At 66.6% G+C, this 26,087-nt stretch carries 27 protein-coding genes; 14 read left to right on the top strand and 13 right to left on the bottom strand.

Annotated elements, in window-relative coordinates; genetic code table 11:
* The first annotated feature begins 81 nt into the window (after window positions 1-81).
* Both CH273_RS19905 and CH273_RS19900 read left to right on the top strand, forming a co-directional pair.
* Window positions 82-792 carry a DUF5642 family protein gene (locus CH273_RS19905; protein WP_082322655.1) on the top strand — a complete coding sequence of 237 codons (711 nt, stop codon included), beginning with the start codon at window positions 82-84 and terminating at the stop codon, window positions 790-792.
* Window positions 793-1,006: 214 nt separating this feature from the next.
* Entirely contained in the window at window positions 1,007-2,059 is a 1,053-nt protein-coding gene (locus CH273_RS19900) for a DUF4192 domain-containing protein (protein ID WP_179275521.1), read from the top strand.
* Window positions 2,060-2,099: 40 nt separating this feature from the next.
* Here CH273_RS19900 and galE read toward each other — a convergent pair whose 3' ends face one another.
* Both galE and CH273_RS19890 read right to left on the bottom strand, forming a co-directional pair.
* Window positions 2,100-3,080 (bottom strand): UDP-glucose 4-epimerase GalE, encoded by a 981-nt coding sequence (galE, locus tag CH273_RS19895; protein WP_032397914.1) that lies wholly within the window; start codon window positions 3,078-3,080, stop codon window positions 2,100-2,102.
* 46 nt (window positions 3,081-3,126) lie between these two features.
* Window positions 3,127-3,813: a metal-dependent transcriptional regulator gene (locus tag CH273_RS19890; RefSeq protein ID WP_032397915.1), complete on the bottom strand. Its 687-nt coding sequence runs from the start codon at window positions 3,811-3,813 to the stop codon at window positions 3,127-3,129.
* Window positions 3,814-3,998: 185 nt separating this feature from the next.
* Between CH273_RS19890 and CH273_RS19885 the strand changes: the two genes are divergently transcribed.
* Together CH273_RS19885 and CH273_RS19880 are read left to right on the top strand one after the other, a co-directional pair.
* Window positions 3,999-5,267 carry an acetoin utilization protein AcuC gene (locus CH273_RS19885; protein ID WP_052050321.1) on the top strand — a complete coding sequence of 423 codons (1,269 nt, stop codon included), beginning with the start codon at window positions 3,999-4,001 and terminating at the stop codon, window positions 5,265-5,267.
* A 64-nt stretch (window positions 5,268-5,331) separates the two neighbouring features.
* Complete coding sequence (locus CH273_RS19880; protein ID WP_032398411.1) at window positions 5,332-7,989, top strand: bifunctional acetate--CoA ligase family protein/GNAT family N-acetyltransferase; 2,658 nt, start codon at window positions 5,332-5,334, stop codon at window positions 7,987-7,989.
* A 127-nt stretch (window positions 7,990-8,116) separates the two neighbouring features.
* Here CH273_RS19880 and CH273_RS19875 read toward each other — a convergent pair whose 3' ends face one another.
* The 3 genes from CH273_RS19875 to CH273_RS19865 all read right to left on the bottom strand — a co-directional run bounded on the left by CH273_RS19875 (window position 8,117) and on the right by CH273_RS19865 (window position 11,162).
* On the bottom strand, window positions 8,117-9,088 hold the full coding sequence (locus CH273_RS19875) for a sigma-70 family RNA polymerase sigma factor (protein ID WP_032377730.1): 972 nt from the start codon (window positions 9,086-9,088) through the stop codon (window positions 8,117-8,119).
* A 103-nt stretch (window positions 9,089-9,191) separates the two neighbouring features.
* On the bottom strand, window positions 9,192-10,760 hold the full coding sequence (locus CH273_RS19870) for a DUF7782 domain-containing protein (RefSeq protein ID WP_052050327.1): 1,569 nt from the start codon (window positions 10,758-10,760) through the stop codon (window positions 9,192-9,194).
* 33 nt (window positions 10,761-10,793) lie between these two features.
* The gene (locus tag CH273_RS19865; protein WP_032397916.1) at window positions 10,794-11,162 is read right to left on the bottom strand and encodes a DUF3099 domain-containing protein; all 369 of its coding nucleotides are present in this window, start codon (window positions 11,160-11,162) and stop codon (window positions 10,794-10,796) included.
* Window positions 11,163-11,255: 93 nt separating this feature from the next.
* On the opposite strand from CH273_RS19865, the gene CH273_RS19860 reads away from it, so the two are divergent.
* Complete coding sequence (locus tag CH273_RS19860; protein WP_032398413.1) at window positions 11,256-11,492, top strand: DUF3039 domain-containing protein; 237 nt, start codon at window positions 11,256-11,258, stop codon at window positions 11,490-11,492.
* On the opposite strand, the gene CH273_RS19855 is transcribed toward CH273_RS19860, so the two are convergent.
* Window positions 11,465-12,577: a YihY/virulence factor BrkB family protein gene (locus CH273_RS19855; protein ID WP_045195405.1), complete on the bottom strand. Its 1,113-nt coding sequence runs from the start codon at window positions 12,575-12,577 to the stop codon at window positions 11,465-11,467. The two genes, CH273_RS19860 and CH273_RS19855, sit on opposite strands and share 28 nt — an antisense overlap.
* A 190-nt stretch (window positions 12,578-12,767) precedes the next feature.
* Here CH273_RS19855 and CH273_RS19850 point away from each other — a divergent pair, with 190 nt between their 5' ends.
* Complete coding sequence (locus tag CH273_RS19850; protein WP_032397917.1) at window positions 12,768-14,507, top strand: DEAD/DEAH box helicase; 1,740 nt, start codon at window positions 12,768-12,770, stop codon at window positions 14,505-14,507.
* Window positions 14,508-14,620: 113 nt separating this feature from the next.
* Here the strand turns inward: CH273_RS19850 and CH273_RS19845 are convergent, their stop codons facing one another.
* Window positions 14,621-14,815 (bottom strand): DUF7455 domain-containing protein, encoded by a 195-nt coding sequence (locus CH273_RS19845; RefSeq protein ID WP_027496884.1) that lies wholly within the window; start codon window positions 14,813-14,815, stop codon window positions 14,621-14,623.
* A gap of 233 nt (window positions 14,816-15,048) precedes the next feature.
* Between CH273_RS19845 and CH273_RS19840 the strand changes: the two genes are divergently transcribed.
* Both CH273_RS19840 and CH273_RS19835 read left to right on the top strand, forming a co-directional pair.
* Entirely contained in the window at window positions 15,049-15,975 is a 927-nt protein-coding gene (locus CH273_RS19840; protein WP_032397918.1) for an EamA family transporter, read from the top strand.
* A 28-nt stretch (window positions 15,976-16,003) separates the two neighbouring features.
* On the top strand, window positions 16,004-16,363 hold the full coding sequence (locus CH273_RS19835) for a DUF952 domain-containing protein (RefSeq protein ID WP_032397919.1): 360 nt from the start codon (window positions 16,004-16,006) through the stop codon (window positions 16,361-16,363).
* 69 nt (window positions 16,364-16,432) lie between these two features.
* On the opposite strand, the gene CH273_RS19830 is transcribed toward CH273_RS19835, so the two are convergent.
* Window positions 16,433-17,764, bottom strand: coding sequence for an RNA polymerase sigma factor (locus CH273_RS19830; RefSeq protein ID WP_032397920.1), 1,332 nt, complete (start codon window positions 17,762-17,764; stop codon window positions 16,433-16,435).
* A gap of 159 nt (window positions 17,765-17,923) precedes the next feature.
* The gene (gene ppgK, locus CH273_RS19825) at window positions 17,924-18,745 is read right to left on the bottom strand and encodes a polyphosphate--glucose phosphotransferase (protein ID WP_052050332.1); all 822 of its coding nucleotides are present in this window, start codon (window positions 18,743-18,745) and stop codon (window positions 17,924-17,926) included.
* Window positions 18,746-18,932: 187 nt separating this feature from the next.
* Here ppgK and CH273_RS19820 point away from each other — a divergent pair, with 187 nt between their 5' ends.
* The gene (locus tag CH273_RS19820; RefSeq protein WP_032398416.1) at window positions 18,933-19,820 is read left to right on the top strand and encodes an inositol monophosphatase family protein; all 888 of its coding nucleotides are present in this window, start codon (window positions 18,933-18,935) and stop codon (window positions 19,818-19,820) included.
* Between the two features lie 15 nt (window positions 19,821-19,835).
* On the opposite strand, the gene cei is transcribed toward CH273_RS19820, so the two are convergent.
* Window positions 19,836-20,516, bottom strand: a complete 681-nt coding sequence (gene cei / locus CH273_RS19815) for an envelope integrity protein Cei (RefSeq protein ID WP_032398417.1) — start codon at window positions 20,514-20,516, stop codon at window positions 19,836-19,838.
* Window positions 20,517-21,061: 545 nt separating this feature from the next.
* Here cei and CH273_RS19810 point away from each other — a divergent pair.
* A complete protein-coding gene (locus CH273_RS19810) occupies window positions 21,062-21,364 on the top strand; it encodes a DUF4193 domain-containing protein (RefSeq protein ID WP_027496891.1) in 303 nt (100 codons plus the stop codon).
* Window positions 21,365-21,436: 72 nt separating this feature from the next.
* On the opposite strand, the gene CH273_RS19805 is transcribed toward CH273_RS19810, so the two are convergent.
* Window positions 21,437-21,901, bottom strand: coding sequence for a DUF3093 domain-containing protein (locus CH273_RS19805; protein ID WP_032398418.1), 465 nt, complete (start codon window positions 21,899-21,901; stop codon window positions 21,437-21,439).
* A 220-nt stretch (window positions 21,902-22,121) separates the two neighbouring features.
* On the opposite strand from CH273_RS19805, the gene dut reads away from it, so the two are divergent.
* Entirely contained in the window at window positions 22,122-22,574 is a 453-nt protein-coding gene (gene dut / locus CH273_RS19800) for a dUTP diphosphatase (RefSeq protein ID WP_032398419.1), read from the top strand.
* A 64-nt stretch (window positions 22,575-22,638) separates the two neighbouring features.
* On the top strand, window positions 22,639-23,481 hold the full coding sequence (locus tag CH273_RS19795) for a DUF3710 domain-containing protein (protein ID WP_032397921.1): 843 nt from the start codon (window positions 22,639-22,641) through the stop codon (window positions 23,479-23,481).
* On the opposite strand, the gene CH273_RS19790 is transcribed toward CH273_RS19795, so the two are convergent.
* Window positions 23,463-24,185: an alpha/beta fold hydrolase gene (locus tag CH273_RS19790; protein WP_032398420.1), complete on the bottom strand. Its 723-nt coding sequence runs from the start codon at window positions 24,183-24,185 to the stop codon at window positions 23,463-23,465. The two genes, CH273_RS19795 and CH273_RS19790, sit on opposite strands and share 19 nt — an antisense overlap.
* A gap of 121 nt (window positions 24,186-24,306) precedes the next feature.
* Between CH273_RS19790 and CH273_RS19785 the strand changes: the two genes are divergently transcribed.
* Window positions 24,307-24,684 carry an OB-fold nucleic acid binding domain-containing protein gene (locus tag CH273_RS19785; RefSeq protein ID WP_032397922.1) on the top strand — a complete coding sequence of 126 codons (378 nt, stop codon included), beginning with the start codon at window positions 24,307-24,309 and terminating at the stop codon, window positions 24,682-24,684.
* Window positions 24,685-24,793: 109 nt separating this feature from the next.
* Window positions 24,794-25,444, top strand: coding sequence for a DUF3159 domain-containing protein (locus tag CH273_RS19780; protein WP_032398421.1), 651 nt, complete (start codon window positions 24,794-24,796; stop codon window positions 25,442-25,444).
* Here the strand turns inward: CH273_RS19780 and CH273_RS19775 are convergent.
* Window positions 25,418-26,077 carry a potassium channel family protein gene (locus CH273_RS19775; RefSeq protein WP_032397923.1) on the bottom strand — a complete coding sequence of 220 codons (660 nt, stop codon included), beginning with the start codon at window positions 26,075-26,077 and terminating at the stop codon, window positions 25,418-25,420. The genes CH273_RS19780 and CH273_RS19775 overlap by 27 nt on opposite strands.
* Window positions 26,078-26,087 lie beyond the last annotated feature (10 nt).

Below are 26,087 nucleotides of genomic sequence, written 5' to 3'. Positions count from 1 at the left end.
GTTCGAGGTGGTCGGAATGAGACAGTGGTGGGACGCCGGAGCGAGTGCTGCGGCGTCCCACCTACTCGAAGAGGACGTCTTGTGAGCCCCGCCGCACGGAGAACCCGCCTGACCAGCGCTGCCACGTCGGCGGCGATCGGAGCGCTCGTACTGGTGGGGTGCAGCTCGACCGTCACGGGCACCGCCGAACCCAGTGGAGGCAGTGCCACCTCGTCGGCGCGGTCCGGTGTGGATCTCAGCACGCTGCTGATCGACCCGTCCAGCTTCCCTGCACCGTACGACGCCCTGGTTCTGCCCCAGCAGGCGATCTCGCAAGCCGCACCCGATCTCAGCGGAATACCGGCCGGTGCCGAGGTCAGCCCGGCGGGATGCAAGCCTGCCGACCAGGACTTCGGCCCGACGGGCACGGCCATGATCGTCGGAACCGACAACGACAGTCGATCGACCATCTCGATCGAGTTGACCGCAGTGGACGAACCGCTCTCGGCGCGCAAGGAGCAGCTCGAACAGTGCGGGGAGGTGACGGCAACCAAGTCCGGTGCGACCTCGACGGTGACCTCGACTCTGACGCCGGCACCGCCCATCGACGCGGACGACACCTTGGCCGTCCGGCAGACCGTTGCATCGGGAGCAGGCGGCGACGCCGTCACGCAGTCGATGCTGACGTTGATGGCCCAGATCGACGGGGTGCGAGTGTCGGCCACGTTCATGTCGTTCGGCTCGGGCACGCCCGACGCGACGACCCTCGACGAGCTGTTCACCGCGGCCGTCCAGAAGGTCGGCCAGAGCTGACGGAGCGATAGCAGATCGCACCGACACGAATCGGTCGTCCACAGCTCCGGCGACACGATCGGTCCACAACACACCGGTTCTCCACAGGGCAGTTCGAAGGCCCAGGTCGGGACTTCGTCGGTCGTCAGGACCCCGGCCAGGATTCTCCGGTATGCACACACCGACGAATTCACACGACAACTTCGACTCCCGCCATCGCGTTCGACTCGGTCACGTGAGCGACCTGATGGCAGCCGTGCCGGCCATGCTCGGATTCCACCCGCAGCGATCGATGGTGCTCATCGCGGTCCAGGACGGCGGTGCCGGCGTCGGACCCACGATGCGTCACGACCTCGTCCTGGCAGGCGAACACGCCGATCGGCGCGCAGGCGGTCGTACCCGCGCGACCGAGGAGATGCTCGACGTCATCGGCTACCTTGCCGGCTACTGCGCGAGGGAGAACATCCCCGCGGTCATGGCGGTGTTCGTCGACGACAGGCTCGACCGAGCCGTCAGAACAGCGCATCTGCTCGACGTCGAAGCGCTGGTGATCGAACTCGACGCCGCACTCGCATCGTTCGGAGTGCAGCTCGGCGAGGCCCTCGCGGCGTCGGAGATCGCCGATTCCGCCGAGTGGTGGACCTTGCGCGGACCGCAGCGGCACGGCCTGATATCCGATCCGTCGGCGTCTCCGATGACCGTGGCACGCGTGCTCGACGGCTACTCCGTGCGAAAGTCCAGGTGCGATCTCGCCGAGACCATCGCACCGGGCCCCGACGCGACGGTGCGGGCCGTGGCGGCCGAGATGTCGCGACAACGACGCGAGGGCACCCGGTCTCGTACCGACGACTTGACCTCGGTGCTGTCGTACATCGCACGCGGACCGTACGACACCGAATTGGATCCGACCGACATCGCTCGCATCGCACTCGCGATCGGCCACGTCCAGGTGCGTGACGCGGTGCTGGCGTTGACGCTTGGCGACGACGCCGGATTCGTCGAAGAGTTCTGGGCAAGAATGTCCCGCGTCCTGCCGAAGGGCGCACGCGCCGTCGCCGCAACACTTCTGGCCTTCAGCGCGTACGTGCGCGGAGACGGGCCGATGGCCCGCGTCGCGATCGACGCTGCACTGGAAGCCGACGAGACCTACTCACTGGCGCGACTGCTGGACCGATCGCTCAGCGCTGGCGCAGGTCCCGAACTCGTTCGCGAAGTGGCCGAGAGCGGCTTCGCGTGCGCGCGCGCGTGCGGAGTTCGGTTGCCCGGCGACCCGTTCGGTCGACGGTGACGGCCGGTCGGGCACATCGATGATCGGCCGGCAACGCGGGTCAGCGCGCTGCGTGCGACCGATCGCCGAGCTGCTGCAGGAAGGTCCACGCATCGGCCACGATCCGATCGAGATCGGTCAGCTCTGGCGTCCATTTCAGCTCCTCGACCGCACGTGCACTCGAGGCGATCAGGACCGCAGGATCACCGGCACGACGGGCAGCATGGTCGACGGCGATGGGCAGACCGGTGACGCGCTCGCAGGACGAGATGACCTCGTGCACCGAGAACCCGGTGCCGCTGCCGAGGTTGTAGATGGTGTGCTCACCCGGTTGTGCGGCATCGACGGCGAGAATGTGTGCCTCGGCCAGGTCTGCGACGTGGATGTAGTCGCGAACAGCCGTACCGTCCGGAGTGGGCCAGTCGGTGCCGAACACCGAGATCTTCTCGCGCTGCCCCAGAGCGACCTGAAGCACGAGCGGAATCAGGTGGGTCTCGACGACGCGATTCTCGCCGAAACCGTTGTAGGCACCGGCGACGTTGAAGTACCGGAGGCTGGTGGCGGCGAGGCCGTAGGCCGCGGCGTACGAGGTGATCGCGTGATCGATCGCGAGTTTGGTGGCACCGTAGGGATTGGTGGGGCGGGTGGGTGCGTCCTCGGTGATGGGAGTCTTCTCGGGCTCGCCGTACGTGGCGGCGGTCGAGGAGAACACCAGCTTCGCGGTGCCGGATGCTCGGATGGCATCGAGCAACGCCAGCGAGGTGACGACGTTCCCGCTCCAGTACTTGTCGGGCGAGACCACCGACTCGCCCACCAGAGATTGCGCGGCGAAGTGCAGGACGGCGTCGAAGCCGCCGCCGATCAACACGTCCGCGGCAACGTCCTTGACGTCACCTTCGACGAACGTGGCACCACCGGGCACGGCGTCCCGGTTACCGGTGGACAGGTTGTCCACGACCACGACCTCGTGTCCGCGCTCGACGAGCACGGCCGCGCAGACGCTGCCGACGTAGCCCGCACCACCGGTAACCAGAAGCTTCACTGTTCGTTCTCCCTCACACGCGTCGAACGCCGTCGTCGGTGGGAGGTCAGACCTTCTTCACCTGGACGGCGTGCGCCATCTCCTCGGATATGTCGACACCGCTGTGTCCTGGCACCGTGATCGTGATCGATCCGGGCTTGGCCTCGACTGTAACGCGAGCATCGGGGACCACGCCTGCTTCGCGGAGCTGAGCGATCACCTCGGGGTCGGACTGGACGTGCTCGGCGAGACGACGCACCACGACGGCAGTCGGTTGGCCGACCGGAACGTCGGTGAGGCGGATGAGAGCCTCCGGTGCCAGAGTCGACTGGCCGAGCCCGAGTTCGGCCAACCCCGGGATCGGGTTGCCGTACGGCGAGGTCGTCGGGTTGTTCAGTACGGTCACCAAACGACGCTCGACCTCCTCGCTCATCACGTGCTCCCAGCGGCACGCCTCGGCGTGAACGTCTTCCCAGCGCAGACCGATGATGTCCACGAGCAGGCGCTCCGCCAAACGGTGCTTGCGCATGACCGCAACCGCCAGACTTCGGCCCTTCTCGGTCAGCTCCAGGTGCCGATCGCCCGCGACGGACAACAGCCCGTCACGTTCCATTCGAGCAACGGTCTGGCTGACGGTGGGACCACTTTGTTCGAGCCGCTCGGCGATTCGCGCGCGGAGCGGAATCACGCCCTCTTCTTCCAAATCGTAGATCGTCCGGAGGTACATCTCCGTGGTGTCGACCAGATCCTTCACACTCAACCCCTTCGTCGGGCTCGATCCTACCGTCAGCGTCCCGAAATAGGCGCTGCACCCAGTCGCAGCGGGCGCGGCGCACCACAACGGAGGACGTCTTTTCCCGTGGCTTCTCACAGGGGGACTCCGGGGACAACACCGGAACCCGGCAACACCATCCCGCCCGACAACGTAGTTTTGTCCCTATGTCTGATCAGGCGACACGCGCCGCCGCGTCCATCCCGAACCGCCCCGAGGACATCGTCGTGTGGAGCGCGGACTACCTCGGCTACCGGTGGAGCGACGACCACCCGATGAACCCGACTCGGCTCGATCTGACGATGGCGCTCGCCACCGACATCGGCCTGCTCGAGGGTGTCGAATTGGTCGAGCCCGCCGCAGCACCGGATTCGGAGTTGCTCCGGTTTCACACCAGCGCGTACATCGAGGCCGTCAAACAGGCACCGTCTCAGGGCCCGGCCCTGCGCGATCCCGACGACGTCGTCCACGGACTCGGTTCCGACGACAATCCGGTGTTTCCGCAGATGCACGAGGCGAGCGCCATGCTCGCCGGCGGCTCGCTGGCCGCCGCCCGCGAGATCGCCTCGGGTCGCGCTCGACGCGCGGTGAGCATCGGTGGCGGTATGCACCACGCGATGGCCGACTGGGCATCGGGCTTCTGCGTCTACAACGACGCCGCCATCGCCATCTCCTGGTTGCTGGACAACGGGTTCGACCGAATCGCCTACATCGATGTCGACGCTCACCATGGGGACGGCGTTCAAGCGGCTTTCCTCGGTGACCCGAGAGTGCTCACGGTCTCGTTGCATCAACATCCGGCGACGCTGTGGCCGAACACCGGATGGTCCACCGAGGTGGGAACCGAGCGCGGTGAGGGAACCTCGATCAATGTCCCGTTGCTGCCCGGGACCGCGGACAGGTTGTGGTTGCGCGCGTTCCACGCGATCGTGCCGGGCGCGATCGCGGCGTTCCGGCCCCAGATCATCGTCAGCCAATGCGGTGTGGACAGCCACCGCGAGGATCCCCTCGCGGACCTCGCCCTGACCGTCGACGGCCAGAACGCTGCGTTCCTGGCCATGCGCGATCTGGCGGACAAGCATTCCGAAGGTCGGTGGTTGGCCGTCGGCGGTGGTGGGTACGGCTTGGTGCGCGTCGTTCCACGGTCCTGGACGTACCTCATCGCTGCCGCGCTCGGCCGCGACATCGACCCGATGTCGGCGCTGCCGGACACGTGGCGCGAGCGGGTGCGGACCATGGCACCGAGCGTCGACCTACCGCAGACCATGGGTGACGGGGGAGACGTCGACTATCCCGCCTGGGACGGACCTGGTGGGTCTCTCGCAGGCGCGGACGGCACCGACAGGGCGCTCGAACGCGTCGATTCGGCGATCATCGCCACCCGTCGAGCAGTGTTTCCACTGCTCGGACTCGATCCGGAGGACCCGCGTGACTGATCCGACCGACAGCCCCTCGGCCGAGGAGCCTGCCGTTGCGGCGTCGGAGCCGAGCGAGAAGGACCTGGCACGGGAGCGAGCGGAGACGTCGTTTCCGCGGCACTGGGTTGCCGACGTCCTGACCTCCGACGGCGGTGTGGTGCACCTGCGTCCCATCGTCCCGTCGGACTCCGAGCGCATCGTCGCGTTCCACGGCCGGCTGTCCGAGCGGACGAGGTACCTGCGGTATTTCGGTCCCTACCCCACGATGCCCCAGCGTGACGTGCTCAACTTCACCACCGTCGACCACCACGACAGAGTCGCGTTCGTCGCGGTGCTCGGTGACGACATCATCGCGGTCGGCCGGTACGAACGACTTCCCGAGGGAGACGGCAATTCCGCCGAGGTGGCCTTCGTCGTCGCCGACGCGCATCAGGGCCGCGGGCTGGGGCCGATCCTGCTCGAACACCTCGCGGGGGCGGCCGCCGAGAACGGGGTGAACATGTTCGTCGCCGAGGTGCTCGCCGAGAACCGGAACATGGTCACCGTCTTCCGCGAAGCGGGTTATCAGGTCAGCAGGTCCTTCGAGGGGGGAGTGTTGCGACTCGAGTTCGCGATCGACCCGAGCGAAGCGCTGCTCTCGGTGCGCAATTCGCGTGAACGTGCCGCCGAGGCCCGCAGTGTGCGCAACGTACTCAGCCCTCGATCGGTCGCCGTGATCGGAGCGTCGACGGACAGCTCCAAGGTGGGCAACGCCGTTCTCGCGAATCTGCTGGCGGGCAACTTCACCGGCCCGGTGTATCCCGTCAACGCCGACCACCGTTCGGTCCGCGGAGTCCGCGCCTACGCCACGGTGCACGACATCCCGGATCCCGTCGATCTGGCGATCGCTGCGGTACCCGCCGATGCGATCGACGCGGTACTCGACGACTGCCTCGACAAGGGCGTCAAAGCGTTGCTGGTGGTATCGGGCGGATTCGGCGAGACCGGACCCGCGGGACAGGAGAGCGAACGCAGGCTGGTGCTCGCCGCGAGGGCGCACGGAATGCGGTTGATCGGGCCCAACGCGCTCGGTGTGGCGAACACCGATCCCGAGTTCGGTCTGAACGCCACCCTGGCTCCGCATCTGCCCACGCCGGGCAACGTCGGGTTCTTCTGTCAGTCCGGAGCCCTCGGCATCGCGATTCTGGACGAGGCCGCCAACCGCAGGCTGGGACTGTCGACGTTCGTCTCGGCCGGAAACCGCGCCGATGTGTCCGGAAACGACCTACTGCAGTACTGGGATTCGGACCCGGCCACCGAGGTGATCCTGCTGTACCTCGAGAGCTTCGGTAATCCCAGGAAGTTCACGAGGATCGCTCGACGGGTCGCACGCACCAAGCCGATCATCGCGGTCAAGAGCGGACGCGGTGCCGTGCCGCCCGCCCACGCGATCGGTGCCGACATCGACGACTCGATCGTGCGCGCACTGTTCGCGCAGGCCGGCGTCATCCAGGTCGACACCATCTCCGAACTGTTCGACTGCGCCGTCCTGTTCGGAAATCAGCCTCTTCCTGTCGGCCCGCGGGTTGCCGTGGTGGGAAATTCGACGGCTCTGGGTGTGCTGGCCGTCGACGCTGCGCGAGCCAAGGGCCTGCATGCGAGCAATCCGACCGACGTAGGTCCGCAGGCGGGTCCCGAAGAGTTCGCTGCGGCGGTGTCCTCGGCCTTGGCCGCGTCGGACATCGATGCCGTCATCGTCGTGTTCGTGCCTCCGGTCGCCGTCGAGGTCGAACCGTTCGCGGCCGCGCTCGGCAATGCCGTTCGTGGATCCGACAAGCCCGTGCTCTCGACCTTCCTGGCCACCGAAGGAATCCCGGACGTCCTGGCGGTACGCGGACCGGGTGGTCATCCCGTTCGCGGTTCGGTGCCGTCGTACTCGAGTCCGGAGCGGGCGGTTGCGGCCCTGGCTGCCGCGTGGCGCTACTCGTCGTGGCGTTCGCGACCGGTGTCGAACCTCGTCCGTCCCAAGAGCATCGACTCCGATCGCGCGAAGCGACTGGTGGAAGGGTGGCGGTCGTCGGGCAGTCACGGACGGTGGCTCTCGGACTTCGAGACCGCAGAACTGTTGTCCTGCTACGGACTCGACGTCGTGGCCTTCAGAATCGTGACAGACGAGGACGAGGCGGTCGCCGCGGCGGACGAACTGGGTTACCCGGTGGCGGTGAAGGCGACCGGGGAGCGGTGGCGACACCGGCCCGATCTCGGGGGAGTGCGCTTGGACATGGCCGACGCCTCGGCAGTGCGCGTGGCGTACCGGAACCTCGCTGCGGACTCCGGCGAGCCGTTGCTGCACGTTCAGCGTATGGCGGTCAAGGGCATCGGATGCGTCGTGCGCGTGCAGGACGACCCGTCGTTCGGATCACTCATCTCGTTCGGGCTGGCCGGGGTGATCTCGGACTTGTTGGGTGACCGCGCGTACCGGGTGCTGCCGCTGACCGAAGACGAGGCCGCGCAGCTCATCGACGCGCCCAAAGCGGCTCCGCTGCTGTCCGGATACCGAAATGCGGTGCCCGTCAACAAGAATGCCCTGATCGACCTCGTTCAGCGTATTTCTGCTCTGGCAGAGGACATCGCCGACATTCGCGAGATCTCCTGCGAGCCGGTGTTGGCCTCCGCCGACGGCGCGCAGATCACCGACGCCCGGGTGCGCATCGGGCCCGAGCCCACCAAGGCCGATCTGGGTCCGCGTCGCCTGCGCTGAGAGGACGGGCCACGACAAAGCGGCAGCCGAGTCGACGTCCCGAGGGGGAGAGAACGTCGGCCCGGCTACCGCGTGAGGTGCAGCGAACGGGGATGGTCACCGCTGCTGCACCGGTCGGTGGCTGTGCTCAGCTGGCGTAGGACCGCAGCTTCTCGGCGCGGTCGCCCTGCCGAAGCTTGACCATCACCTCGCGCTCGATCTGACGGACGCGCTCGCGAGAGAGCCCGAAGAGCTTGCCGATCTGATCGAGGGTGCGGGGCTGTCCGTCGTCCAGGCCGTAGCGCAGACGGATGACCTGCTGCTCTCGCTCGTCGAGAGTTCCGAGGACGACACGGACGTCGCTGTGCAACAGGCCGGCGATGACGGCGTTCTCGGCGGACGTCGCCTCGGAATCCTCGATGAAGTCGCCGAGAGGCGCTTCCTCGTCGCTGCCGACCGGCATGTCCAGGCTGACCGGGTCACGGCTGTGGTCGAGCAGATCCGCGATCTTCTCCACCGCGATACCCGATTCGCTCGACAGTTCCTCATCCGTCGCCTCGCGGCCGAGTTGCTGATGCAGCTCACGCTTGATCCTGGCCAATTTGTTGACCTGCTCGACCAGGTGGACGGGCAGCCGGATCGTGCGGCTCTGATCTGCCATGCCGCGGGTGATGGCCTGACGAATCCACCACGTCGCGTAGGTCGAGAACTTGAAGCCCTTGGCGTAGTCGAACTTCTCCATCGCGCGGATGAGTCCGAGGTTGCCCTCCTGGATCAGGTCGAGCAGGGGCATCCCGCGACCGGTGTAGCGCTTGGCGAGAGACACGACCAGGCGAAGGTTCGCTTCGAGCAGGTGGCTACGCGCAGCACTTCCGTCGCGAACGATGATGGCGAGGTTGCGCTTCTTGACCGCGCTCAGTCGCTTCGTGTTCTCGAGAACCTGCTTCGCGTAGAGACCGGCCTCGATCCTCTTGGCCAGATCGACCTCTTCGGCAGCCGTCAGCAATGCGGTGCGGCCGATGCCGTTGAGGTACACGCGAACGAGATCGGCTGCTGGGCTCTGAGCGTCCAGATCGGCATCGGTCGGCCGCGGACGAATCGTGGTGCTGGGGCTGGTCATGACTTGCCTCCTGGTCGGTGGTGTCTCACAAGGCTCAACGCTTGGGAGACTCCGATAAGTTCCCACGCCGATCCCGTGGATACCCGCGTGACCAGGGATTACGTCATGTTCGTCCTGAGAAGTTGCTGAGAAGTGAAGCCGCCGGGAACGCGCGCTCTCCCGGGTCGATGTCGGGGACTCCTCGAGCCGGCACAACCAACCCGTGCCGGACGAGACCCTGCATCATCGTCACCGCATGCACTGCCAGTTCCTCGGCGTCCTCGCCGTGCGCAGCAGCGAGCAACTCCACCAGTTCACCGACCGGTAGACCGTCGGGTCGCAGCCCGGCGAGCAGAGCCGCACCGAGTTCGTCGATGTCGTGTTGCCACTGCGGGCCGTTCCCGCGATGGACCCGCACTGCCACTTCGGCCCAGCCCTCCTCGCCGGGAAGGTAGACGCGTTCGAGCGCGGTGTTCGGGTCGACGGTGAGCACCGAGTCGAGAATGTCGTGCTCCCGCAGCCAGTCCAGCCGCGCGAAGTACTCGATCGATTCGTTGCCGAGCGGGTCGGAGAAGCCATGGGTGAGTTCCTCCGCGAGCAGATCGGTGGGCTCGTCCGTTCTGCGGAGATACACGAACCCGAAACCGATTCCTTCCACGTCGGCGGCGGCGAAGTGATCGAGCCAGGACTGTGCCACCGCGGCTGCGTCGGGATCGCGTGGATCGAGTCCGCCGTCGCGCATCCACGTGCCCACGTAGAGCGCGGGATCGGCGACGTCACGCTCGACGACCCAGGCGTCGATGCCGTGCGCAGGCAGCCACGACGCCACCCGCGCGCGCCAGTCCTCGCCGCGGACGTGCACCCAGGACGCCAGGATCGCCGCAGTACCGCCGAGCGTCAGGTGGTCCGGGGCTCGGCCGATCATCAGAGCGCTCGCTCCGTCGAGGTCGAGGCCGGAATCGCGGTACGAGTGCTGCACTTCGGCGCGGCCGACGACGAAGGGCGGGTTGGCGACGATGCGATCGAACCGACGCCCGGCGACGGGCTCGAACCAGGAACCGTGCAGCAACTCGACGTCGAGGTTGTTGAGCGCCATCGTCGCCGCAGCGAAATCCATCGATCGCGGACTGATGTCGGTCGCGGTCACCTGCTCTGCGTAGCCGCAGGCGTGTACGGCCTGGACTCCGCAGCCGGTACCGACGTCGAGAACACTGGTCGCCGGGGACGTGGGCGTTCCGCGCAACAGAGACAGGGAAGCCTGTCCGACGCCGAGCACGTGATCGGGAGCCGTCTCGGCGGCGCGCATGCTGCCGTCGGGATCCGAGACGATCCACCGAGTCCCGTGGCCGGCGTCGAGAGGCCGAATGTCGAGCAGCGTCCGCACCGTCGATCCCGATCGGGAGAGAATTCCGGCTGCGACGGCGTCGGCGACCGTCAGTGGCGCGATGGCGTCGGCGACGTCGGACTCGGGGCAGTCGTCGACAAGAAGGAACAGGCGCACCAGAACACCCAGCGCACCCCCGTCCCGACTGGCGTTGCGTACCGGCACCGGTTCGCTGCGACCGAGGGCAGCGTGGGCGTCCTCGCCGAGCAGTGTCAGTACGCCGTCGGCGTCGTATCCCGCCCGCTCGAAGGCCTCACGAAGACCGGAGCAGGCGACGATGAGCGGGGACGTGGGATTCGGTGCAGTCACGACGCAAGTGTCGCACCGGCGACGGCCGGGACGTCAGTCGTCGCCCGGTTCGATCACGCGGTGGTTGCTCGATTCCAGTTGCGGCCTGTCCACGGTCCGGTAGTCGTATCGGCTCATCTCGTCCTTGGTGCGGGGCGGCCGATCGTTGGCGATCAGCACCGCCATCCACGGCAGTGGAATGGACGCTCCGACTATCGCCATGGAGATCCACGGATTCATCCACATCCCGTACGCGATGGCAGCCAACACCAGCGCCGGGATGCGGAACGACATGATGAACATGTATTTGCGGACGCGAGCTTTGTGCTGCTCCTCGACCGATTGCTGCGCCTCGGTGATCAGGACGGGCCCATCCGGCGAGTCGCTGTACGCGCTTCCGTCGAACCCTGGGGTTCTCGTCATACCTCCACTGTGGCACTACTGCTCACAGAATGCATACGACGAGCTGTGGAACCGGTTACCCCGTGCTGTGGATGCACGGATTAATCTGTGTTCATGAGCACTCAGACGAAGGACCGTCCCGATATCGCACCGGACGAAACCACCGATGACGACCGGCCGAAGTTCTTCCACTACGTGAAGAAGAACAAGATCGCCGAGAGCGCGGTGATGGGTACACACGTCGTCGCGCTGTGCGGTGAGGTGTTTCCCGTCACCAAGTCCGCGAAGCCCGGATCACCGGTGTGCCCGGACTGCAAGAAGGTCTACGAGGGTCTCAAGAAAGGCGACTGAGCACCGTCGCCCGGGTGCCGGTCCTGGGTCGGTTCCGGTCGATCCGAACGGGCTCGGTCGCCGGTCAGTTTGATCGGCCCCGTGGCCAGCCGTCGAGCGACGGCGGTCACCGGTCCCGACGGCTTGTCGTCGGTGGCGGCCTGCGCCGCGATCCACTCCCGCATCTGGTCCATTCGTGTCGCCCGGGCGGGCCAGAACTCCTGGATCGTTGCGTTGAACTCGGCACCGAGTACGACGGCGAAGCCGAGGAAGAACGTGAACAGCAGGAACGCGATGGGCGTCGCCAGCGCGCCGTAGGTGTATCCGGTGCTGGTCACCCAGCCGAGGTACCGGCGCAGTACCGCGCTCGCGATCATGAAGAACACCCCGGCCAGCAGAGCTCCGCCGAGGAGGCGATGCCAGGGCAGCGAGGTGTGCAGGGCCACCTTGTACAGCGTGGTCAAACCTATGATCAGCAGGAGCCCGACGGCCGGATAGTAGAAGAAGTCGATGACCTCGCTGCCCACGGTGATCCACGAGTCGGGCAGGATCTGCTGCACGTACACCGGTCCGAGTGCGACGAGCGGAAGCACGAAGACCGCGATCACCAGGAAACCCACGTAGAGAAGCAGCGCGAAGAACCTCTGCCAGACGGGATGTCGTGCGTCGGCCTGACCGTGCGCTTCGACGATGGAGTCGACGAACGTCGAGATCGCAGAGGACCCGGCCCACAACGAGAGCAGGAAGCCGACGGACACGATCTCCCCGCTGCCCTGGGCGAGAACGTCCTTGACCGTCGGAGCGATGATCTGGTCCACGACGCTACCGCTGAAGAGGGTGTTGCTGAACGTGATGATCTTGGACTCGATGATCTCGACGGTGTTGGGTCCGAACCATCCGCCGACGAGTCCCAGGCTGCCCAGCACGCCGAGCAACAGCGGTGGCAGCGACAACGTCTGCCAAAACGCGGCCGTTGCGGCCTTGCTGAAGATCGAGTCGTCCCACGCCTTGCTCAGAGTGCGCAGAGTCACTTTCCACGCGGCGTGTATCGGCCTTCTCGCCGACAACCGTTCCGGTGGTGGAGTTCCGCCTGCAGACTCGCTCATGGTTCCTCCAGCATTCCTGACGACAGGCGACTTCGCCTAACAGCCGACTCGCCGTGTCGCATCCGACTCACCCCAGCGATGTGGGATCGGTCGGTGCGGAGCGATAGGCTCCTCCGCGGACACTGCAGGGCTACCGAGAGCGCGAGGAATTTACATCGATGCCAGGAACCGGCGGCCAGTGAGCGCTGACATGTTCGATCCCACACCACCGTCCACCGAGCAGACTGCCGCTCCCGCGATCGGGGGCGCACCGCTGCGTGCGTGGCAGCGACGGGCGTTGACGAAGTACCTCGTCGCCTCGCCCAAGGATTTCCTCGCGGTCGCGACGCCCGGCGCAGGCAAGACGACCTTCGCCCTCCGGGTGGCCGCGGAGCTGCTCGCGCATCGCACCGTCGACCAGGTGACGGTCGTTGCGCCCACCGAACACCTCAAGCACCAGTGGGCGGAGTCGGCCGCCAGGGTCGGAATCGCCTTGGACTCGCGCTTCTCGAACTCGACCGGTCAGACGTCGAGCGACTATCACGGCGTGGTCGTGACGTATGCGCAGATCGCCTCGCACCCGTTCAAGCATCGAGTGCGCACCGAATCACGCAAGACCCTCGTGATTCTCGACGAGATCCACCACGGCGGCGACGCGAAGAGCTGGGGCGAGGGAATTCGCGAAGCGTTCGGAGACGCCACCCGACGTCTCGCACTGACCGGTACGCCGTTCCGTAGCGACGACAGTCCCATCCCGTTCGTCAACTACGAACCCGATCAGGACGGGTTGATGCGGTCCAAGGCCGATCACGCGTACGGCTACTCCGATGCTCTCGCGGACGGCGTCGTCCGTCCGGTCGTGTTCCTCGCGTACTCCGGTGAGGCACGCTGGCGGGACAGTGCAGGCGAGGAATACACCGCTCGGCTGGGGGAGCCGCTCAATGCCGAACAGACCGCGCGGGCATGGCGCACCGCTCTGGATCCGCAGGGCGACTGGATGCCTGCGGTGCTGTTGGCGGCCAACACCCGGCTCGCGCAACTGCGCGCAGGCGGCATGCCCGATGCCGGCGGTCTGGTCATCGCGACCGATCAGACGGTGGCGCGGGCCTACGCGAAGCTGATCGAGGTGATCACGGGGGAGACGCCTGCGATCGTGCTCTCGGACGACCCCACGTCCTCTGCTCGCATCGCCGAGTTCGGCAAGAGCGACCAGCGGTGGATGGTTGCCGTCCGCATGGTGTCCGAGGGCGTCGACGTTCCGCGTCTGGCCGTCGGTGTCTACGCGACGAGTGCGTCGACCCCGCTGTACTTCGCGCAGGCCATCGGCCGATTCGTGCGGTCTCGGCGCAAGGGTGAGACGGCGAGCGTCTTCCTGCCGTCGGTACCGGTGCTACTGGATCTCGCGTCGCAGCTCGAGGCGCAACGCGATCACATCCTCGGCAAGCCGCACCGCGAGAAGGACGGCTTCGACGACGAGTTGCTGGCCGACGCCAACAAGCAGAAGGACGAGCTGGGCGAGGAGGAGAAGGCGTACACCTCGCTGGGCGCGGATGCGGAACTGGACCAGGTGATCTACGACGGTTCGTCGTTCGGTACCGCGACGTTCTCGGGCAGCGACGAGGAAGCCGACTATCTCGGTCTGCCCGGTTTGCTCGACGCGACGCAGATGCGCGACCTGCTGCGCCAGCGCCAACAGGAACAGATCGACAAGCCGGCCGCCGGACCGGCGGTTCCGGCACCAGCCGTCGTCAACGACAGGGCCACCAGTGCGGGCCAGTTGGCCGGTCTGCGGCGTGAACTGAACAGTTTGGTTGCGGTGTACCACCACCGCACGGGGAAGCCGCACGGGGTGATTCACGGCGATCTGCGACGAATCTGTGGTGGCCCGCCGACGGCGATGGCGTCGGCGGATCAGTTGGGTGAGCGAATCGCGCAGTTGCGGAAGATGTAGAGATCCCCGGCGGGTCCGGGCACGAAAAAGACGGACGGTCTGGTGACCGTCCGTCTTCGTCGTTGTGTTCGTCGATCGTGGCGAACCTGTTTTCCCCCGACACAAAAGGTGGGTTACACCGTGGAGTCCGATTCGGTCATCACCGTTGCGTTCACTTCACGCAAACGGGCTTCGTGCTCGGTGGCGTGGTGACCGCAGAAGAGAAGTTCTCCACCGGTCGAGAGCACGACACGCGCGCGAGCCCCTGCACCGCACCGGTCGCACCGGTCCGCTGCTGTCAATTGTGGGCTGGTCAATGTTCCGGGCATGACTCCTCCGTACTGGCTTGCGGGTTGTCCCGTTCGCCTGGGGCCGGTCCGCCGCGTCGGTATGGCGCGGTCCGTTCACTCTGTCAGACGTATGGCGGTCATGCGTTGTTCCCGAGCGCGTTTCTTTGTGTTGTCACTAACACGAAACATCGTTCACGAGCAGGAACGCCGTCGACGGTGTTCGCTGACAGCTGATCGGAGTCCGCCCGTGCCGCGGCAGTAGGGTCGCCGGTGTGGCTTCGACTTCTACTTCGCTCTCCGGCGCATCGAAGCTGGGTATCCCCTCGCTGTTCGTGATCGGTGCGCTGTGCATGTACGTCGGTGCGGCGATCGGTGTGTTCCTGTTCGACACCGTCGACCCGGCCGCGGTGGCGTGGCTGCGTGGGTTCGGTGCGGCGCTGGTGTTGGTGCTCTGGCGGCGGCCGTGGCGGCGTCGGGCCGGTGCCGGCGCATGGACCGTGCGTCGGGCGATCACGGCCGCCGCGTTCGGCGGCGCGACGATCGGCATGAACGCGATGTTCTACGAGGCGATCGCCAGGCTGCCGCTCGGCGCGGCCGTGGCCATCGAGTTTCTCGGACCGATCGCGGTCGCCGCTGCCGGGTCCAGAAGGCCTGCCGACGTGTGCGCGCTGCTGCTGGTGGTGGCCGGCGTCGGAGCCATCGCCTCTGCGCAGTTCGAGGGCGGCGAGGTGGGGTTGGTCGGGATCGCGTTCGCGCTGGGCTCGGCGGCGCTGTGGGCTGCCTACATCGTGCTGGGCAAGTCGGTTGCCGACGCAGGCCAGGGACTCGACGACATGGCTGCCGGTTTCGCAATCGCGTCCGTGCTCCTGGCCGTTCCCTTGTTCGGGCCGTTCGCGGTCGCGCACCCGCATGCGTTGGGAGACTGGCGGATCTGGGTTCTCGGTTTGGGCGTCGGGCTGTTGTCGAGTGTGGTTCCCTACGTTCTCGATCAGTACGTCCTGGTGCGAGTGGGCCGGGCCCGCTTCGCGTTGTTGCTGGCTCTGCTTCCGGCAACGGCGACGGTGGTCGGTGCCGTGGTGCTGACTCAGATTCCGACGACGTACGAGGCTCTCGGAATCCTGGCCGTCATCGTGGCAGTCGTGGTCGGTGGGCTGCCGACCCGAAGAGATCGGGTCGTTGCCGACATTCCGCCGCCCTGACCCGCGCACGACACGGCAGAATGGACTTGTGACCAGCAAGCAGGACGACCTCGTTCACATCTGTACGGCAGGGGAGTGGCTCGCGATGCGTGGTCGGGCCGACTACACCCCGGACTCGTACGAATCCGTGGGCTTCGTGCATCTGTCCACACCCGAGCAAGTGCACTTGCCTGCGAACCGGCTCTTCCCGGGCCGCACGGATCTGGTTCTGCTGCGGGTCGATCCGACTCGTCTGACTGCACCCGTTCGGTGGGAACCGGGGGTACCGTCCGATCCGGAGTCCATGCGCTTTCCGCACCTGTACGGACCGCTTCCGATCGCGGCCGTCACGGCAGTGCTCGACTATCGGCCGGGGCCGGACGGAACGTTCGGGGTGCCGCAGGTGTGACGCCCGCGCACAGAACAACGACCGCCGATCACGTGATCGGCGGTCGTTGTTGGAGGTGGAGCGAACGAATCAGTCCAGGTAGTCGCGCAGTACCTGAGAACGCGACGGGTGCCGCAGCTTGGACATCGTCTTGGACTCGATCTGACGGATCCGCTCGCGCGTGACACCGTAGACCTGACCGATCTCGTCGAGGGTGCGGGGCTGACCGTCGGTGAGGCCGAATCGCAGTCGAACCACGCCCGCCTCGCGCTCGGACAGCGTCTCGAGAACCGACTGCAGCTGATCCTGGAGCAGCGTGAACGACACGGCGTCCACGGCGACGACCGCTTCGGAATCCTCGATGAAGTCGCCGAGCTGGCTGTCGCCCTCGTCACCGATGGTCTGGTCGAGCGAGATCGGCTCACGCGCGTACTGCTGGATCTCCAGCACCTTCTCCGGCGTGATGTCCATTTCCTTCGCCAGCTCTTCAGGGGTGGGTTCGCGGCCCAGATCCTGGAGCAGCTCGCGCTGGATACGGCCGAGCTTGTTGATGACCTCGACCATGTGCACCGGAATACGGATGGTGCGGGCCTGGTCGGCCATGGCCCGGGTGATCGCCTGTCGGATCCACCACGTGGCGTACGTCGAGAACTTGTAGCCCTTCGTGTAGTCGAACTTCTCGACCGCGCGGATCAGACCGAGGTTGCCTTCCTGAATGAGGTCCAGGAAAGCCATGCCACGACCGGTGTAGCGCTTGGCGAGGGAGACGACGAGACGAAGGTTCGCCTCGAGGAGGTGATTCTTGGCGCGATTACCGTCACGGCAGATCCACGTCATGTCGCGGCGCTGCGCAACGGGGAGCTTCTCGCCCTTCTCCGCGGACTCGCGCATCTTCTCGACCGCGAACAGGCCGGCCTCGATGCGCTTGGCCAGTTCGACTTCCTCCTCTGCGTTGAGGAGCGCGACCTTGCCGATCTGCTTGAGGTAGGCGCGGACAGAGTCGGCGGACGCGGTGAGCTCGGCGTCCTTACGGGCCTGGCGCAGTGCCTCGGACTCTTCTTCGTCCCAGACGAAATCACCGGATGCCTTGTCCTCGGCGGTCGGCTCGGCGGTGACGTCCTCCTCGGTGTCGTCACCTGCAGCGACCACCTCGACGACATCGTTGGCGGCAGCGGCGAGGTCGCCCTCGGAGATGTCGATGTCCTCGATGCCGGGAGTGCTCTCGTCGGCGTCGTCGCCGGATGCCGGTGCGGCTGCTGTCTTCTTTGCTGCGGCCTTCTTCGCCGGTGCCTTCTTGGCTGCGGCGCGCTTGGCGGGAGCCTTCTTTGCCGGTGCCTTCGCAGCGGGTGCCTTGACAGCAGGTGCAGGTGTCGCAGACTCGGTTTCGGAATCTACGGTCTGACGGATATCGGTGGCTGCCACGTACGCCCTTTCGTGACGAAGTCGTGCGGCGTCACGCCAGAGTTGTTTCCGGCGGAGAGGTCTTCGGATTCGGCCGGCTGCGTACCGGCACACACCATTGTAACGACCTCTCAGGAGTTTGTTACCGACCCTTGCCCTATGCAGGTGGCAACCCGCGTGTCAGTGTGCCGATCCCGCGGACGTACCGGTCTCGGCGGACGGTACGGCGGAGTCCGCTGCGAGAGCGGCACCGACGATCCCGGCAGTGTTCAGCAGGGTTGCCGGAACCACGGGCGTGCGATTGGTCAGGTGCGGAATCCACTTCTCGCTCTTGCGGCTGATGCCGCCGCCTGCGATGAACAGATCCGGCCACAACAGCGCCTCGAACGTCTCGAGAACCTTCGAGACCTCCTTGGCCCACTCCTTGTAGGACAGCCCCTGGTTCTCCTTCACCGACGACGCCGCACGATGCTCGGCTTCCTTGCCGTCGATTTCCATGTGGCCGAATTCGGTGTTGGGAAGCAGAACCCCGTTGTGCAGGACGGCCGAACCGATCCCCGTTCCGAACGTCAACAGCACGACGACTCCGTCCTTGCCCTTGCCGCCGCCGTACTTGTCCTCGGCCACTCCGGCCGCATCCGCATCGTTGAGCACGGTGACGTTGTCGGTGCCGATGGCCTTCGCGAACAACGCGCGGGCGTCGGTGTCGATCCAGGACTTGTCGATGTTGGCGGCCGAGCGAGCGACACCGCCGGTCACCACGGCGGGCAACGTCACGCCCACCGGGCCGGTCCACTCGAAGTGCGCGACGATCTCGGCGACGGTGCGCGCGACGGCATCGGGGGTCGACGGTTGCGGCGTCTCGATCTTGTGGCGGTCGCCGACGAGCTCGCCGGTGCTCAGGTCCACGATTCCGCCCTTGATGCCGCTGCCGCCCACGTCCACGCCGAATCCATGGCGCGCTGCCGCAGCGGTGGTGTTGTCCGAACCTGCCTGTGTCATGAGGATGCCGCTCCTGGCGTGATCGAATCCGTGTGATGCCGTCGCCTCCGAACAATAGTGCGTTTCGGCGCTCGCGGGACGCTGACGTCATCGGCGGTCGCTGCGGTGGTGCTCGGAGGTCGGTGTGTGTTGCGATGTACGCGTGCCGACACCAGACCGATCGCAGACCGACACCGCCAGTACACGATTGCCGGAAGAGCAGGTGGCAGCCGAGGGATCGAACACGCGCGAGGTCGATGCGCTGCGCGAGGTCGCCGTACGGGTCGCGACGCGAGCCGCCGAGCATGTCGGACGGCGCCGCCCGGAGGTCTTCGGCGGCGATTCGACCGAGGGTGACGGCGCGGTGCACTCCAAGAGCACGCCGACCGATCCGGTGACCGTCGTGGACACCGAGACCGAGCGCGTCCTGCGCGAGATGCTGGCGCGGCTGCGGCCGGAGGATGCGATTCTCGGAGAGGAGGAAGGCAGCGACGACGACTCGCTCGACGGTGTGCGCTGGGTGCTGGACCCGATCGACGGAACCGTCAACTTCATGTACGGAGTTCCGGCGTACGCGGTCTCGGTCGCGGTCCAGATCGACGGTGTCAGTGTTGCCGGGGCCGTGATCGATGTTGCCCGCGGCCTCGTCTACTCGGCCGCTCTCGGGCGTGGGGCGACGGTGGAGAGGGCCGACGGTACGCAGGAGCAGCTGCGCTGTTCCGGTGTGACCGACGTGTCGATGACGTTGTTGGCCACCGGATTCGGCTACGGATCAGGGCGTCGAGCGGTGCAGGGCGCGATCATCGCCGAACTGCTGCCTCAGGTGCGAGACATACGCCGGATCGGATCGGCTGCGCTCGATCTCTGCATGGTCGCGTCCGGAGTGGTGGACGCTCACTTCGAACACGGACTCAGTCCGTGGGATTGGGCGGCGGGTGCGCTGATCGCCGCCGAGGCAGGCGCGATCGTCAGGGTGCCCGCCGCCAACAGCAGCAGTGCGCAGGGTGCGGTGACGGTGGCAACGGCCCCGGGGATCGCGGACGCCTTCGTGGCCGTCCTGCGCAGCGCGGGCGCCCTCGATCCGATTCCCGGCTGACGGGCCGTCGGCGCGTCAGCAGCGGGATTCGCGTGCTGCCGAGAGCAGATCGGCATCGAGTGGGGCAGGCGGAGTACCGGGTGCGGCCCCGGCCAGAGTGCGCAGCACTTCCTCGGCGTCGTCGTTGGGCTGGATCTCGCTGAAGTAGGTACCGAGTGCCAGATCGACCGAGTCGTCGGTGCGGGCATCTTCGATGAGTTCGGCGCATGGGGCGACCAGCGACACCGCGCTCGCTGCCGCCAGGCCGGCCGGGCCGAACCGAATCTGGCCCTGGCACTGCATGTTCTGGTCGACGTAGACCGGATCGTTGCCGACCTGGACGTCCGGTGCGCTCGCGAACCCGTAATCGCTGAGCTGGGCGGCCACGTGAGCGGCCTGTCCGCGCTCACCGTTCGCGTTGAAGACACGGACCTTCGATGCGGACAGGGCGGCGGGCTCGACGTCGAGCAGGGTCGCCGGGTCCACTTCCTCGCCGAGCGGTACCGGCTGGGTACCGTCCGTCGCGGCGGCTGTGGTCGGGGCATTGCACTCGGCGGTCGCCGAGGTGGCCTCGGCGGTGGTGAACACCTTGACCCACACCAGCACTCCGAGGAGAGCGAGCACCGTGAAGACCGCGATGATCGGAAACGCACGGCGTCGACGGAACGGACGACCTTTGCCGTCGACCGAATGGCCTTCGGTGATCAGAGAAACCACGGTGATCTTCGCCTTTCCGTCGGCAGTCGCCGAGACCGGTTCGCAGAGTCGGTTCACACCGACGCGGTGCCTACTGTAGATGGCCGGGGTGCGCGAGGGCGGCACACTCGGCCGTACCCTCCTTCGATCCAGTGCGCGATGGCCGATTCGGAGGCCGAAACCGGCACCGAGAAGTGTTCTGTGAAGGGTGGAATGAAGCTGCCCATCCCGGTGTTGATGCGGCGTGCACCCAGGTGATGGACTCGTCGGCGGTTCGGTTTCTGCTTTGCTGCCGGCTTCGGCTATTGTCTGGCGGCCGCGGTGCTTCAAGAATCGGACGCCGGTGCACCAATCGATCAGGTGAGCGAGGTCTCGATCGGGTTTCAACCGGCGAGTTCTGGGAACTACCCGGTGTAGTTTCGGGCACCGCGCGACGACGAACGATTCGAACAGATACGAACATCGGTGGGAGCGAGCAAGCGCCCTCTTCACAGCCGACGGCCACAAGCCGACCACATCGGCAGCTTTCACCACACACACGCACGAAGATGAGGGGTACGAGGACAATGGCAACCGACTACGACGCACCGAGAAGAACAGAATCCGACGATGTGTCGGAGGACTCGCTCGAAGAATTGAAGGCCCGACGCAACGAGGCCCAGTCCGCCGTGGTGGACGTGGACGAATCCGACACCGCGGAGTCCTTCGAGCTCCCGGGTGCAGATCTGTCCGGTGAGGAGCTCTCGGTCCGGGTGGTTCCCAAGCAGGCCGACGAGTTCACCTGCTCGAGCTGCTTCCTGGTCCATCACCGCAGCCGTCTGGCCAGTGACGCCAACGGTGTTCTGATGTGCCGCGACTGCGCGGCGTGACCTTCTCCGCACAGACCTGATCGGTTCGGTCAGGTCTGTGTCGACGGCTCCGACTGTCGAGCGACCGGTAGGTCAGCGCGCCTCGACACCGTGCGCGGTCAGGACGGCCAACAGCTCCTCGGGGCGTTTGGTGCTGATCAGCCAGTAGGGCGTCGGATCGTCGGGGTCGTCGAGGACCACGATCACCATCTGTTTCACCCAGGTGCGGTGCTGCACGAAGGCCAGCGGATCGAGCTGCCTTCCCAGCGCCGCACTTTTTGCTGTCCCGGGAACGACGGCGGCCTTGGACGCCACATCGAGGGGCAGATGAGCGGACCCGACGCGTAACTCGTCACCGGTCGCACCGGCGACCACCTCGACGCGCAGCCTGCTGAAGGCGAACAACGCCCACGCGATGAGCGGGAGCAACACGACGTAGGGCAGCCAGGCACGGATGCCGGGCGCACCCATGTGGATCTCCGCAGCCAGCAACACAGCGACGGCCGCGCCCGCTCCCCACCACCAGATCGGTACCCACAGTCGCTCGGAGTACAGCACCGAGTTCTCGGGTGCGGTGGAGCCCGTGTCGGGGGTGGAGTCGCCGGACTCCGACGCATGTTCGGCCTGTCGATCTGCAGTCACGAGTCCCAGGGTAGTCGCCACACCGAGACCGAAGCCGGCCAGCGTAGTCTCGTTCGACGTGAGCGACGAAGTCACCGAGACCGGCACCGAACCGTCCGTCGACCGACCCCGCACCCCGCGCCGACCCTCCGATCCGATGTCCGAGGTCCGGGTGCGCCGACTCGATCCGGAGCTTCCGGTGCCGACACGGGCGCACGAGGGTGATGCGGGAGTCGATCTGCGAACGACGGCCGCAGTGACCATCGCTCCGGGCGAACGCGTCCTGGTGGGGACCGGAATCGCGATCGCTCTCCCGGTCGGAACCGTCGGACTGGTGCATCCGCGATCGGGGTTGGCGGCGAAATCGGGTCTGTCGGTGGTCAACACCCCGGGCACCATCGATGCCGGGTATCGCGGCGAGATCAAGGTCTGTCTGATCAATCACGACCTGCACACTCCGATCGAGCTCGAGCGAGGCGACCGTATTGCTCAACTGCTCGTGCAGCGAGTCGAGCTGGTGACTTTCGTCGAGGTCGACGAGTTGGACGACACCGTTCGAGGAGCCGGTGGTCACGGTTCGACCGGTGGCCATGCGAGTCTGGAGCAGTGAGTTCCGCCACGACGTTCGCCGCGGGCAGGCACAGTGGAAGCAACCGAGAAGAAGAGAGTTGAACATGTTCGGACGGCGTAAGAAGAACGACGCCGGCAGTGCCTCCGCGCCCGGTGCGGAGCCATTCGTCGACAGCGTCGAAGACGAGGACGACGATATCGAGGCCGCGAACACGGCCGCCGACGGTCCCCACGACCTCGGGGACCTCGACGACGATCGCGAGACGGTCGCGGCGACGCGTCTCGACCTCGGTTCGGTGCTGATTCCGTTGCCGGAGGGCGGGCAACTCCAGGTCGAGATGTCGCAGGCAGGCAGCCCGCAGGCAGTGCACATCGTCACGCAGTTCGGGCGCATCACCATCGCGGCCTACGCGGCACCGAAATCGCCCGGCCAGTGGCGTGAGGTGGCAGCGGATCTGGCGACGTCTCTGCGCAACGACAAGGCCGAGACGACGGTCGAGACGGGTCCGTGGGGACGCGAACTGCTCGGTGTCACGGCCAACGCAGACCTGCGCTTCATCGGAGTCGACGGATATCGCTGGATGGTTCGCTGCGTGCTGGCGGGTCCCTCGGGCGCGGTGGCCGAGGGCCAACCGCTCGTCCGGCTGGCACACACGATCCTGCGGCAGACCGTGGTGGATCGGGGTACCGAACCGCACCCCGTTCGGACACCGCTACCGGTGGTGTTGCCGCAGGTGTTGGCCGAGCAGCTCGCGGCAGCCGCACAGCAGCAGGCGGCAGCTCAGCAGAGCGCGGCGCAACCGGCCGCGGAGCCTCGGGCTGCGGTGCCGACGTCGGAATCTGCAGCGCCGCAACAGGAAGCGGCTCCGCAGCCGACCGCTGCCGAGCGTGACCGAGCGCCGCGTCGGGGAGCGTCGGGATCGGCAATTCAGCAGCTGGGCGGCTGACCCGACCGCTCGTCGAGACCGTCGACGGCCGCTCGGCCGAGGCATCCCGGGTCGCTTCCTATGCCGTCCAGGGTCACCGTGCGCAGTTCGCAGTTCGGCAGTGCCCGAGCCCACTGTCGAGCGACCTCGATCGGATGGACTGCATCGTCCACCGCACCCACGACGACAGCGGGTACCTCTATCCGAGCGAGCTCGTCGAGTTCGGGGCTGCGGTGGCGAGCCGCCTCGTCCAGCGCGCCGGGAAGGGCGGGCCACTGGGCAGCCCAGGATCTGCGCAGAGTGTGCGCGAGCCACGGCGGGCTCGACGCTGCCATCGCCGCGGTGACGGCGTCGAGTCCCTGCTCGCGCAGGGATCGCGCGGTGAACTCCGCACTCAGGGCCGCGGGGGAGCCGGCCGGGTCTCCGGTCCACGCCGGTAGCGCGAGTGCGAGAGCCGCGGTGTTCGATGCGTTGTCTGCAGCCCAGCGAACCGCGACGGCCGCCCCGAGGGATATCCCTGCGACCACGACGGGTCCGAGGCGATGTGCTGCGTCGTCGAGGGCGGACAGGTAGCTTTCCACCACCGCGGTCGGGTCGGGTTCGACGGCCACGGTGGTCAATCCCACACTGTCGAATGCCGCCGAGAACGCGTCGGCGGCGAACCGCGCATCGGACCCCGTCCCCGGTAGAACGATCGCGGTGCTGGTGTGGAATCGGCTGTGCACGACACGATTGTGCACGCCTGCCGACACCGCTGTGACGACGGTTGGTCAGCGTGACACTTCGGGTCTACAGTGGCGAAGTACCACCCCGACGAGGGGACGACCCACACCGCTGGAGCACAGAATGGCACCCGCTGCCGCAGGATACTTTCGCCGTCTGACGCGGAAGTTGACAGAGGACATCGATCAACTCGATGCCGAGGAGATGGCCGAAACCTCCGAAGCCTCCGGGGCTCGGCGGGCGTGCGATTGCTCGCGAGGTGAAGAAGTCACGATGCTGGGTCGACTGCGCAGCGTCGAAGCCTGTTCGAAGGCGGCCAACGCCAACATCGAGGCCGAGTTCTTCGACGGCACCGACACGGTGACGCTGCTGTGGATCGGACGACGCAAGATCGCTGGAATCGAGCCCGGCAAGACTCTGCTCGTTCGCGGACGCGTCGGCGAGCGCGACGGACGCAAGATCGTCTACAACCCCTACTACGAACTGCGCGACGACAGCTGATCGTCGCCGGTATGGCACTCTCGTTGTCGTGACCAACAGCGACGATTCCGTGCCGCCCCCGTCGACGACGCCGGAACCTGCGCCCGACGCGTCGACGACCGCCGAGAAGGTGGCTCCCACCGTCCTCGAGCAGCTCGGCGGGTTGAGCGGGCTCGTCTACTCGACCTTGCCCGTCGTCGTCTTCGTTCCGGTGAACAGCTATGCCGGTCTCGCCGCTGCTCTGTGGTCCGCTCTGGGAGTCGCCGCTGCGGTGTTGGTGTGGCGGCTGGTTCGTCGTAGCCCGATTCAGCCCGCCATCTCGGGATTCTTCGGGGTCGGGATCTGCGCATTCATCGCATACCGGACGGGAGATGCCAAGGGCTACTTCCTGTTCGGCATCTACACCTCGCTCGCCTACGGCGCGGCGTTCGTGCTGTCGGTGCTCGCGCGCTGGCCATTGGTCGGCATCATCTGGGGATACCTCAACGGCAACGGAACGTCGTGGCGTGGCAACCGGTCGGCCGTGCGGTACTACGACGTGGCCACGATCGCCTGGGCGTCGGTGTTCGGTGCCCGATACATCGTTCAGTCCCAGCTCTACGACTCCGACCAGACGGGTTGGCTCGCCGTTGCCCGCATCGGCATGGGCTGGCCGCTCACGGGAGTGGCGCTGTTGGTCACTCTCTGGGCCGTGCGTGCGGCCGATCGTGCGCTCGACGCAGCGTCGAGCGAAGACCGCAAGCAGGACCGGCCGTCAGATCAGGCCGACAGCGGCGCGTAGTTCGTTCTCGACCTCTTTGGCCGCGACGAACAGCAGTTCGTCGCCGCCCTCCAGCGGATCGTCGTGCTGGGGAACGATCACCCGACCGCCGCGCAGAATCGTCACCAACGCTGCGTCCCTGGGCAACTGGAGCTTGCGGACCGGCTTGCCCGCCAGGGGAGTGTTCTCCGGCAGCGTGATCTCGACGAGGTTGGCCTGACCCTTACGGAACGTCATCAGGTGAACGAGGTCGCCCACCGATACGGCCTCCTCGACCAGGGACGCGAGCATGCGCGGAGTGGACACGGCGACATCGACACCCCAGGCAGCGTCGAACAGCCATTCGTTGCGCGGATCGTTGACCCGGGCCACCACGCGGTTGACGCCGAACTCGGTCTTGGCCAGCAGGCTGAGCACCAGGTTGGCCTTGTCGTCTCCGGTGGCAGCGATCACCACGTCGTAATTCTCGAGGTGCGCGGCTTCGAGCAGACTCAACTCGCACGCGTCGGCCAACACCCATTCCGCTTCCGGGATGGCGGCCTGATCGACGTGGTCGAGTTTGCGTTCGAGGAGCATCACATCGTGTTCGCTGCGGATCAGCTCGCGTGCGATGGATCTGCCGACGGCGCCGGCTCCGGCGATAGCGACTTTCATGGCTTCCCGT

Origin of the sequence: Rhodococcus sp. 05-339-2 (genome assembly GCF_002258965.1) — a bacterium.
GTDB lineage: Bacteria > Actinomycetota > Actinomycetes > Mycobacteriales > Mycobacteriaceae > Rhodococcoides.
Note: the sequence above shows the minus strand (reverse complement) of the source record. Positions and strands in the feature narration are given on the sequence as shown.